Source organism: Caballeronia choica (assembly GCF_001544535.1).
In the GTDB taxonomy this organism is placed as follows: Bacteria; Pseudomonadota; Gammaproteobacteria; order Burkholderiales; family Burkholderiaceae; genus Caballeronia; species Caballeronia choica.
On the sequence record NZ_FCON02000207.1, the window covers coordinates 1 to 9,862 of the forward strand.

Below are 9,862 nucleotides of genomic sequence, written 5' to 3' on the forward strand. Positions count from 1 at the left end.
TCGCACCGCTATACGAAGTGGACCAGCAGTCATACATCCAGCCTCGCGCTACGCGCTCACCCGTCAGGCAAAACCAACACCACTCGCTATATCACCATCCTACGTTCGTGCTTGCAGCATGCTTCAATTCACCGCTTAGCGAACCTGTCGTCGGGCACGAAGTGCCAAGACGGATGAATGACTGCTGTTCCACTCCCTGTTGCGGTGCGACGTGCGCGCCTTTTCTACATGCCAACAACGCCAAAACCCCGCTAACGACACTCCCCCGGTTGGACCACTCCGACATAACGGGCTAGCGGCGACTGGCAAGCATTGGCGGTGGGAAGCTGCTTTCTTTGCTTACTTTCTTTGCAGCAGCAAAGAAAGTGAGTCCCGCCCCGGACAGGGGCAGAGCCAATAAACCAAAAACAATACAAGTTTCATGGCAGCCTGAGCGCATCAAACGGTTGAAGCCCGACCCCGATCCCAAGCGCCAGCGATCACCCTTCCCGCCCCGGACAGGGGCAGAGCTAATAAACCGCAAAGAAAACAAGTTCCATGGAAGCCTGAGCGCATCAAACCGTTGAAGCCCGACCCCCAGCGCTAGCGATCATCCGTCCCGCCCCGGACAGGGGCAGAGCAAATAGACCAAACCAATACAAGTTCCACAGAAGCCTGAGTGCATCAACGGTGTAAACACCACCCCCAAGACCCCATTGACATCCTCGGTTTCGCCTTCTAGCCTGCTAGCATGTTAGTTCGAAATCAGGCGCGGTGTGAGCGATTCGACCAACGACACGAGTCTTGCCGCCGATCCCTACGGTGCGCTGGAAAAACTCCAGGGCGCCGGGCGCGGCAGTCTCACCGACGCGGTTGCGGAGGCGCTGCGCGGCGCGATCGTCAGCCTGGCGATGGAACCCGGCATGATGATCGACAAGCTCGCCGTGTGCGAACGCATGGGCGTGTCGCGCTTTCCGGTCTCGGCGGCGCTGGCGAAGCTCGCGGCGGCGGGGCTCGTCGAAGTATTGCCGCAACGCGGCACGCGCGTGATGCCGATCGTGATGCACGACATTCGCCAACATCTTTTCATTCGCAGCGCCCTCGAAGTCGAGACGGTGCGCACGCTTGCGTCCGCTTCATCCGATGAAACGCTGCTCGCCGCCCTCGACGCCAATCTCGACCGGCAGCGCGACGCGGTCACGGCTGGCCTGCGCCGCGAATTCCACACGCTCGATCTCGGCTTCCACGAGATCCTGCTCGATGCGACCGGACTGTCGCGCGTGAAGGAGATCGTCGCGGCGTCGCGCAGCGCGCTCGACCGCGCGCGGCGCCTGATGGCGAGTCCGGCGCGCCACGCGCATACGCTCGCTGAGCACGAGCAGATCGTGGAGGCGATCAGGACGCGCGACGCGGAAGCCGCCGCGCACGCGATGCACCGCCACCTCGATGAAGTCATCGCCGAATTGCGGCGCTTCGCGAGCGAACGGCCGGACTTGTTCAGGGAGTGAAGCGGCAAAGCCCGCCCCTTGGCGGCGGCTAGTCGGAGAGTAGTCAACCCGGAGTGGAGGAGACAAACAATGAAGCTATTAAAACTGGTAAGCGCGGCCGTCGCTTTGGCGGCCGCGGGGCTTGCTGCTGGTACCGCGCAAGCCGCGGACGACTTCAAGGGCGTGACGGTGAACGTGATGACCTTCGTCGGTCCGCAGATCGCCGAACCGTTGCAGCGTCGCGCGCCCGAATTCGAAAAGCTGACGGGCGCGAAGGTCAATATCCTGACCGTGCCGTTTTCCGACCTGTATCAGAAGCTCTTGACCGACTGGGCTTCGGGCACGAATTCGGTGGACGCAGCCGTGTTCGCGCCGCAATGGATGGTCGATTACACGAAGGGCGGCTTCCTCGAGGACCTGTCGGGACGCATCGCGCACGATGCGGCGCTCAAGGAAAACGACGTGATGCCGTTCTTCAGCGACTTCTCGCAGAAGTTCAACGGCAAGACCTATCTCGTCGCGCTGGACGGCGACTTCCAGATGGTCTACTACCGCACCGATATCCTCCAGCAACTCGGCAAGCAGCCGCCGAAAACGTGGGACGACTATCTCGACATCGCGAAGGCCGCGAACGGCAAGAAGTTCGACGGCAAGCAGGTGGCGGGCTCGTGCATTTCGAAGAAGCGCAACGCGCAGGCTTACTGGGCGATCATCTCGATCGCGGGCGGCTATCTCCAGTCGAAAGGCACGGCACAGGGCGCGTTCTTCGACCCGCGCACCTTCAAGCCGCTCGTCAACAACGACGCCTTCAAGGCCGCGCTCAACGTGTTGAAGGAATCCACCAACTACGGCCCTCCGAATGAAATCAATCTCGATGTCGGCGATACGCGCAGCGCGTTCATCTCGGGACATTGCGCACTGACGCTCGACTGGGGCGATGTCGGCGTGCTGGCGATCGATCCGAAGCAGTCGAAGGTGATCGACAAGGTCGGCGCCGTGATCCTGCCCGGTTCGACGAAGGTGCTCAATCGCGATACGGGCAAGCTCGTGCCGTGCGACAAGAGCACCTGTCCGTACGCGATCGATGGCGTGAATCATGCACCGTTCGCCGCGTTCGGCGGCTGGTCCGGCGGCATCAACGCGAAGGCCAAGCCGAAGGTCAAGGAGGCCGCTTATGCGTTCCTGTCCTTCATGAGCCAGCCGGCGCAATCGAACGTGGACGTGACGATCGGCGCGACCGGCTTCAATCCGTACCGGCGCTCGCAGTTCACCGACATGGCGATGTGGAAGAAGGCGGGCATGAGCGACACGGCGGCCAACTCGTATCTCGGTGCGATCAAGGCGAGCCTGCAAAGCCCGAACATGATCATCGACCTGCGCATTCCGCAGAACCAGCGCTATGAACAAGTCGTGCTCGATACGGCGGTGGCGCGCTTCCTCGCGGGCGAACTCGACGCCGATGCCACGATGAAGGCGATCGAAAGCGGCTGGGACGAAATCACCGATGACCTCGGCAAGGACGCCCAGTTGCGCGCCTACAAGGCATCGATAGGAGCGAAATAGCCGCGTGTCCCGACGACGACAGGAGCCCGACTCCATGCAATCTCCGTCGCAGACGACATCGGCCGGAGCGCCGCGCCACGCGTGGCGGCGCTCGTCGGTGTCGAACTGGCTCGACCGGCAGGCGCCGTACGTGTTCGTCCTGCCGACGGTGCTCGTCATCCTCGGCTTTTCGATCTTTCCGCTCGTGACATCGGCGTATCTTTCGCTGATGCGTTTCTCACTCGGCGAGGGCGGCTATGAACTGACGTTCGTCGGAATGCGCAACTATGTGCGGCTCTTCAGCGGCAGCCAGCAGTTTCACTTCGTCGGCGTGTTCCGGCCGCCCGGTGCCTTGAGCATCGCCGTGATGGCCGCGGCCGTGCTGGTGACGCTCTGGTGGTTCGTGCGTTATCTGCGCGGCGGGCACCGCTCGGTGATGGGCTTCGCCGGACGCTCGATCGCAGCCGTGACGTTTCTCGCGCTCGTCTGGCTCGCGGCCAGCACGACGGGCCACGGCGGTGCGCTCGGCAGCCTGATGGTCACGCTCTTCTATGTGGTCTTCGGGGTGGGCCTGCAGTTCCTGATCGGCCTCGGCCTCGCGTATCTGTGCACGCTGCCGCTCAAGGGCGGGCGCTTCTTCCGCCTGCTGTTCTTCCTGCCGCTGATGGTGACGCCGGTCGGCATCGCCTACATGTTCCGCATGATGGCCGACACGTCGGTCGGCCCGCTCGCGCCGCTCTGGTCGGGGCTCGGACTCGGACAGATCGCGTGGGCGGCGGACCCCTGGCTCGCGCGCTCTGTAGTCGTGATCGGCGATACGTGGCAATGGGTGCCGTTCATGTTTCTCGTGCTGCTCGCCGCGCTCGAAGGCACGTCGCGCGATCAGATCGAAGCCGCCCAACTCGATGGCGCTTCGGGCTGGCGCATCTTCCGCGATGTCACCTGGCCGTCGATTGCGCCCGTCGCCGCGAGCGCTGTGCTGATCCGTCTGATCGAAGCGTTCAAGGTCGTCGACCTGCCGAACGTGCTGACCAACGGCGGCCCCGGCATCGCGACCGAATCGATGACGCTGCATGCGTTCATCGAGTGGCGCACGCTGAATCTCGGCGGCGCCTCGGCGGTGGCGTACATGCTGTTCTTCGTCTCGACGATTGCTTGCGTGTCGTTCTTCCAACTCGTGGTCAGGCGTGCAAGAGGGCAACTGTCATGAATGTGCTGAAGCGCCTGTTCGTCCGCACGCGCGTCGATGAAATGCCGCCTGGCGCGCGTGTGATCGCTTATGCGCTGCTCGCGTTCTGGTCGCTCGTCGTGCTGTTTCCGCTCTACTGGATGGCGATCACGTCGTTCAAGCTGCCGGTCGACGTATCGAGCGGTCCCGCGTATCTGCCCTTCATCGACTTCAAGCCGAGCCTCGATGCCTGGCACTACATCTTCGTCGACCTCGGTCCCGACACGTTTCGTCCGTACCTGAACTCGCTGATCGTCGCGACCTGCGGCACGGCGGCGGCCGTGTTCTTCGGATCGATGGCGGCGTACGCGCTCGCGCGCATCGAGTACCGGCCGCCCGTTGCGGCCGTCGGCCTCGGCGTGCTGATGATCGCCGTGCTCGTCGGCGCGGCGGGCTGGGGCGGTGTGGATCTGCGCATCGCGGCGGCCGCGAGCATCGCGATCTTTTTCTTGCTGCTGCGTCCGGTGATCCGCCGCGCGCGGCGGCATCTCGGCAACGACGACATCCTCTTCTGGATCGTCTCGCAGCGCATCCTGCCGCCGGTCGTCACGGTGATCCCGATTTACCTCACCTTCAAGAGCGTGGGTCTGCTCGACACGCACCTCGCGCTGATCATCACCTACGCCACGGCGAACGTGCCGATCGTCGTGTGGCTGATGTTCGATTTCTTCGACGGCGTGCCGAAGGAGATCGAGGAGAGCGCCCAGATCGACGGTGCGACGCGTTTCGCGATCCTGTTCGGCATCGTGTTTCCGCTCGTGGCGCCGGGGCTGGTGGCGACGAGCCTGCTCGTGCTGATCCTGTCATGGAACGAGTACCTGTTCGCGCTCTTCCTGACGACGGCCAACGCGCAGACGCTGCCGCTGCTCGTCGCCGCACAAAACGCGACGCGCGGGCCGCAATGGTGGAACATGTCGGTGCTGATCCTGATCATGATCCTGCCGGTGATGCTGCTCACGCTCACGCTGCAGCGCTTCATCGTCAAGGGCATTCTCGTGGGAGCGGTCAAGGGATGACGGACCTGCACATGTCCGCAAAGGACGCGCGGCTCGGCCAGATCGCGGCGGCGCAGCACGCGAAGAGCGTGTCGCTGCGCAATGTCGGCAAGACCTTCGGCGACACGCGCGTGCTGCGCGATCTCACGCTCGACGTCCACGCCGGTGAATTCCTCGTGCTGCTCGGCGAATCGGGCTGCGGCAAGACCACCGCCTTGCGCATCATCGCGGGGCTGGAATCGGCGACCGAAGGCACCGTGCATGTCGGCGACCGGGACGTGACGCAGGACTTGCCGCGCGATCGCGACGTGGCGATGGTATTCCAGTCATACGCGCTCTATCCGCACAAGACGGTGTTCGAAAACATCGCGTATCCGCTGATCGTGAGAAAGCGCGCGAAGGCCGAGATCGATGCGGCGGTGCGCGAAGTGGCCGCGAGCGTGCAGCTCGAACCGCTGCTCTCGCGCTACCCGCGCCAGCTCTCGGGCGGACAGCGGCAGCGCGTGGCGCTCGCGCGCGCGATCATCCGCAGGCCGGCGGCGTTCCTGATGGACGAGCCGCTGTCGAATCTCGACGCCAAGCTGCGCGGCCACATGCGCGCGGAACTCAAGCACATGCAGCACGAACTCGATATCACGACGATCTATGTCACGCACGACCAGATCGAGGCGATGACGCTCGCGCATCGCGTCGCGCTGATCGACAAGGGCGTTTTGCAGCAACTCGATACCCCGGCGCGCATCTATTCGGACCCGGCCAATCTGTTCGTCGCGGGGTTCATCGGTTCGCCGCCGATGAACTTCCTGCGCGGCACGCTCAAGGATCATCGCTTCGAGGCGCAGGGTCTGGCGCTCGGCGCCGATGTGAATCTCGACGGCGACGCGACCCTCGGCGTGCGGCCGGAGGAATGCACGCTGGTCGCGGCATCGGAAGGCGAGATGCGAGGCCGCATCTATTCGGTCGAGCTGATCGGCGATCACTCGCTCGTTACGCTGAACGTCGGTGAGCAGCAAGTGATCGTCAAGGTGTCGAACATGTTCGCGGGAGAGATCGGCAGCGAGGCGGGCGTGCGCGTGAACCGCGAGCGCGTCTATTTCTTCGACCGGGATTCGGGGCAGCGCATCCGGCAAAAATAACCGCTTGTTTGCGACTATATTTAAAGGAGCGGGACATTCAGCGCGTCCTGCAAGGAGGCGCAAAAATGCGGCGCATATATTTTCTCTTGCCCAACGTGCAAAGCGCGAAGGGAATCATCGACGAACTGCTGCTCAAGCGGGTCGAATGGCGGCATATTCACGTGCTCGCCCGCCCGCACACACCACTCGAAGACCTGCCCCAGGCGACGCTCGCGCAACGCAGCGACCTGCTTTACGCGCTTGGGCGCGGCACGGCGGCGGGCGGCATCACCGGCATGCTGGCGGGACTCGTCGCGATGGCCTTCCCGCCGGTAGGCCTGACGATTGCGGGCGGCGCGGTGGTCTGCATGACGCTCGCGAGCGCCGGGTTCGGCGCATGGACCGCGACGATGATCGGCGTCGGCATTCCGAATACACGCCTCAGGCGTTTCGAAAACGCCATCGAAAACGGTGAACTGCTGATGATGGTCGATGTCCCTAAAGGGCGCGTGGAAGAGATCGAGGAACTGGTCAGGAGCCACCATCCCGAAGCGGACATCGAGGGCACCGACCCGACGATTCCGGCCTTTCCTTAAAACCTTCGCCGCGCTGCGATGCGCGGCTTTTCTGATGCGCTAAGATCACGTGCCGGGCGCGCGCAGGTGGCGTTTTGCGCGCCGCTCGTGGTTTAAACAACCGCTAAAATGTGGCCGGTTCTTTCGAATCAATTGCAGACGTTCTAATAAACGTTGGTATCAACCGAGGGTGATAAGGCGATGCGCCGAGTGGTATTCAATCAAAAGGGTGGAGTGGGAAAATCCACTATCGTCTGTAATCTGGCCGCGATCAGTGCTTCATTGGGCTTGCGCACGCTCGTGATCGACCTCGATCCTCAAGGCAATTCGAGCCAGTATCTGCTCGGCGCCGACGCGAAGGATGCCCAGCCGAATCTCGCGGGTTTCTTCGAATCCGCGTTGAGCTACAGCTTTCGCGAACCCGAAATCAACTCCTTCGTTCATTCCACGCCGTTCGAGAACCTCGACATCATTCCGTCGCATCCGAATCTGGACGCGCTGATGAGCAAGCTTGAATCGCGCTACAAGATCTACAAGTTGCGCGATGGATTGAAAGGGCTGAAAGACTACGACGCCGTCTATATCGACACGCCGCCCGCGCTGAATTTCTTTACCCGCTCGGCGCTGATTGCGGTCGAACGCTGCCTGATTCCGTTCGATTGCGACGACTTCTCGCGCCGCGCGCTGTATTCCGTGCTCGAAAACGTGCAGGAAATCCGCCACGACCATAATCCGGCCTTGAGTGTCGAAGGCATCGTCATCAATCAGTTCCAGCCGCGCGCGAGCCTGCCGCAGCAACTCGTCGACGAATTGCGCAGCGAAAGCCTGCCGGTGCTGAATTCGCATCTGTCGCTGTCGGTGAAGATTCGCGAAAGCCACCAGCACGCGCGGCCGATGATCTATCTGGAGCCGCGACATAAGCTCGCGCAGGAATACCTCGCGCTGCATAACGAGCTCAACGGCTAGCGTCCGGCGGCCGCGCAAGCGATGCCGATGCCCCTGCATCTCAAGCTCTGGACCGCGCTCGCGCTGGAAGCGCTGTTCTTCGCGGTCCTGCTGTTCGGCGCGGCGGGGACGATCGCGTGGGGCGCGGCGTGGGTCTACCTCGCGCTTTTTTTCGGCGGCGGCGCGTGGGTCTCGCTGCTCATCATGCGGCATGATCCCGCGCTGCTCGCGGAGCGGATGCGCTCCCCGATCCAGAAAGGCCAGCCGTTCTGGGACAAGCTATTCCTCGTTTCGTTGATTTTCGTGTGGTGCGGCTGGCTTGTGCTGATGGGCCTCGACGCGGTCCGCTTTCGCTGGACCGTCATGCCGGGCTGGCTTCAATCGGCCGGCGGCGCGCTGATGGTGCTGTCGTACGGGATGATCGCGCGCGTGTGTCTCGCGAACACGTTCCTCGCGGCGGTCGTGAGGATTCAGGCGGAACGTGGGCATCGGGTGATTTCGAGCGGACCTTACGCGCTGGTCCGTCATCCGTTGTATGCGGCCGTGCTGATCTTTATTCCCGCAAACGCGCTCGTGCTCGGATCGTGGTGGGGCGCGGCGGGCTCGCTGGTGCTGGCGGCCGCGATCGTCTACCGGACGGTGATGGAGGACCGCGAACTGCAACGCGGCCTTGAAGGCTATGCGGAGTATGCGGCGCGCGTGCGCTATCGGCTGATCCCGCGGGTGTGGTGACGGGGGCGCCGTCCGGCTGACGCATGAACTACATACTGCTCGCGAATCTCGTGCTGGTCGCGCATCTGGCGTTCGTCGTGTTCGTGCTGCTTGGCGGCGTGCTGGTGCTCTGGTATCGCAGGGTCTTGTGGTTGCACCTGCCGGCGCTCGCATGGGGTGTCTTCGTCGAATGGAGCGGGCGCGTCTGTCCGCTGACGCCGCTGGAGAACCATTTTCTGCGGCTTGGCGGCGAGGCGGGTTATGCGGGCGGCTTCATCGAGCATCTGGTCGCGCGGGTGCTTTATCCCGATGACCTCACACCGGCGATGCGCTACGTGCTCGCGGCGCTGCTGATCGCGGTGAACGTGACGGTGTATTCGTTCGTGATCGTGCGGCGCCGGCGCGCTTCGTGACTGACGTCAGCTCTTTTTGGTTGTCTTCGCGACGAACGGGGTCGGCGCATGCTGGATTTTTTCGCTGCCGCACTTCGGGCATTGCAGATGGACGGTCGCATGTTCGGCGAGATGTTCCGCATGCTCGAATGTTGCGCCGCACTGCTCGCATCGGTACTGGTAGGTCGGCATGGCGGATCTCCTGGTCGCTGGCGCTTGGGGGGCGGGGTTGGGGGCGGGGTTGGGTTGGGGTCGGATTGGGGTCGGGTTGGGGTTACACCGTTTGATGTTTTTGCGCTTCTATGGAGCTTGTATTCGGGTCGGTTTATTTGCTCTGCCCCTGTCCGGGGCGGGACTCACTTTCTTTGCTGCTGCAAAGAAAGTAAGCAAAGAAAGCAGCTTCCCAACGCCAATCCTTGCCATGTGCCTCCAGACCGCTCGCTCGGAGTGGTCCAACCGGGGGAGTGTCGTTAGCGGGGTTTGATCGTTGTTGGCATGTAGAAGCGGCACGGGCGTCGCGCCGCGATTGGGAGTGGATCAGCAGTCATTCATCCGGCCTTGCGCTACGCGCTCACCCGCTAAGCAAGACCAAAACCCATGGTTACGTCGCTACGGTTGTCCTTTCTGCTTCTTCCAATTTACCACTGCTTGGCACACCTGTCGTCGGGCACGAAGTGCCGGGACGGATGAATGACTGCTGTTCCACTCCGCGCAGCGGTGCGACGTGCGCGCCTTTTCTACATGCCAACAACGGGGAAACCCCGCTAACGACACTCCCCCGGTTGGACCACTCCGAGCGAGCGGTCTGGAGGCACATGGCAAGGATTGGCGTTGGAAAGCTGCTTTCTTTGCTTACTTTCTTTGCAGCAGCAAAGAAAGTGAGTCCCGCCCCG

The 9,862-nt window shown here is 62.8% G+C and carries 11 protein-coding genes; 9 read left to right on the forward strand and 2 right to left on the reverse strand.

Features of this window, described 5'->3' with window-relative positions; translation table 11 throughout:
* The first annotated feature begins 755 nt into the window (after window positions 1-755).
* From AWB68_RS39615 to AWB68_RS39655, 9 genes are all read left to right on the forward strand, one after another.
* Window positions 756-1,487: a GntR family transcriptional regulator gene (locus AWB68_RS39615; protein ID WP_327384194.1), complete on the forward strand. Its 732-nt coding sequence runs from the start codon at window positions 756-758 to the stop codon at window positions 1,485-1,487.
* A 69-nt stretch (window positions 1,488-1,556) separates the two neighbouring features.
* Window positions 1,557-3,029: an extracellular solute-binding protein gene (locus tag AWB68_RS39620; protein WP_087649650.1), complete on the forward strand. Its 1,473-nt coding sequence runs from the start codon at window positions 1,557-1,559 to the stop codon at window positions 3,027-3,029.
* A gap of 34 nt (window positions 3,030-3,063) precedes the next feature.
* Window positions 3,064-4,218 carry a carbohydrate ABC transporter permease gene (locus AWB68_RS39625; protein ID WP_087649651.1) on the forward strand — a complete coding sequence of 385 codons (1,155 nt, stop codon included), beginning with the start codon at window positions 3,064-3,066 and terminating at the stop codon, window positions 4,216-4,218.
* The gene (locus AWB68_RS39630) at window positions 4,215-5,252 is read left to right on the forward strand and encodes a carbohydrate ABC transporter permease (RefSeq protein WP_087649652.1); all 1,038 of its coding nucleotides are present in this window, start codon (window positions 4,215-4,217) and stop codon (window positions 5,250-5,252) included. The genes AWB68_RS39625 and AWB68_RS39630 overlap by 4 nt, the downstream gene beginning before the upstream one ends.
* A gap of 11 nt (window positions 5,253-5,263) precedes the next feature.
* Window positions 5,264-6,367: an ABC transporter ATP-binding protein gene (locus AWB68_RS39635; protein WP_087649658.1), complete on the forward strand. Its 1,104-nt coding sequence runs from the start codon at window positions 5,264-5,266 to the stop codon at window positions 6,365-6,367.
* A gap of 65 nt (window positions 6,368-6,432) precedes the next feature.
* Window positions 6,433-6,942: a DUF1269 domain-containing protein gene (locus tag AWB68_RS39640; protein WP_087649653.1), complete on the forward strand. Its 510-nt coding sequence runs from the start codon at window positions 6,433-6,435 to the stop codon at window positions 6,940-6,942.
* Between the two features lie 180 nt (window positions 6,943-7,122).
* The gene (locus AWB68_RS39645; RefSeq protein WP_087649654.1) at window positions 7,123-7,887 is read left to right on the forward strand and encodes a ParA family protein; all 765 of its coding nucleotides are present in this window, start codon (window positions 7,123-7,125) and stop codon (window positions 7,885-7,887) included.
* Window positions 7,888-7,914: 27 nt separating this feature from the next.
* A complete protein-coding gene (locus AWB68_RS39650; protein WP_087649659.1) occupies window positions 7,915-8,598 on the forward strand; it encodes a methyltransferase family protein in 684 nt (227 codons plus the stop codon).
* A gap of 23 nt (window positions 8,599-8,621) precedes the next feature.
* A complete protein-coding gene (locus tag AWB68_RS39655; protein ID WP_087649655.1) occupies window positions 8,622-8,990 on the forward strand; it encodes a DUF2784 domain-containing protein in 369 nt (122 codons plus the stop codon).
* 6 nt (window positions 8,991-8,996) lie between these two features.
* Here the strand turns inward: AWB68_RS39655 and AWB68_RS39660 are convergent, their stop codons facing one another.
* Both AWB68_RS39660 and AWB68_RS50140 read right to left on the reverse strand, forming a co-directional pair.
* Entirely contained in the window at window positions 8,997-9,161 is a 165-nt protein-coding gene (locus tag AWB68_RS39660) for an FmdB family zinc ribbon protein (RefSeq protein WP_087649656.1), read from the reverse strand.
* A 409-nt stretch (window positions 9,162-9,570) separates the two neighbouring features.
* A partial coding sequence (locus AWB68_RS50140; protein ID WP_235028757.1) for a hypothetical protein occupies window positions 9,571-9,862 on the reverse strand: 292 nt, incomplete at its 5' end.

Coding starts and splice junctions, on each gene's coding strand:
- AWB68_RS39620 (WP_087649650.1), top strand. CDS start 1,557: ATGAAGCTATTAAAACTGGTAAGCGCGGCCGTCGCTTTGGCGGCCGCG.
- AWB68_RS39645 (WP_087649654.1), top strand. CDS start 7,123: ATGCGCCGAGTGGTATTCAATCAAAAGGGTGGAGTGGGAAAATCCACT.
- AWB68_RS39650 (WP_087649659.1), top strand. CDS start 7,915: ATGCCCCTGCATCTCAAGCTCTGGACCGCGCTCGCGCTGGAAGCGCTG.
- AWB68_RS39655 (WP_087649655.1), top strand. CDS start 8,622: ATGAACTACATACTGCTCGCGAATCTCGTGCTGGTCGCGCATCTGGCG.
- AWB68_RS39625 (WP_087649651.1), top strand. CDS start 3,064: ATGCAATCTCCGTCGCAGACGACATCGGCCGGAGCGCCGCGCCACGCG.
- AWB68_RS39660 (WP_087649656.1), bottom strand. CDS start 9,161: ATGCCGACCTACCAGTACCGATGCGAGCAGTGCGGCGCAACATTCGAG.
- AWB68_RS39635 (WP_087649658.1), top strand. CDS start 5,264: ATGTCCGCAAAGGACGCGCGGCTCGGCCAGATCGCGGCGGCGCAGCAC.
- AWB68_RS39630 (WP_087649652.1), top strand. CDS start 4,215: ATGAATGTGCTGAAGCGCCTGTTCGTCCGCACGCGCGTCGATGAAATG.
- AWB68_RS39640 (WP_087649653.1), top strand. CDS start 6,433: ATGCGGCGCATATATTTTCTCTTGCCCAACGTGCAAAGCGCGAAGGGA.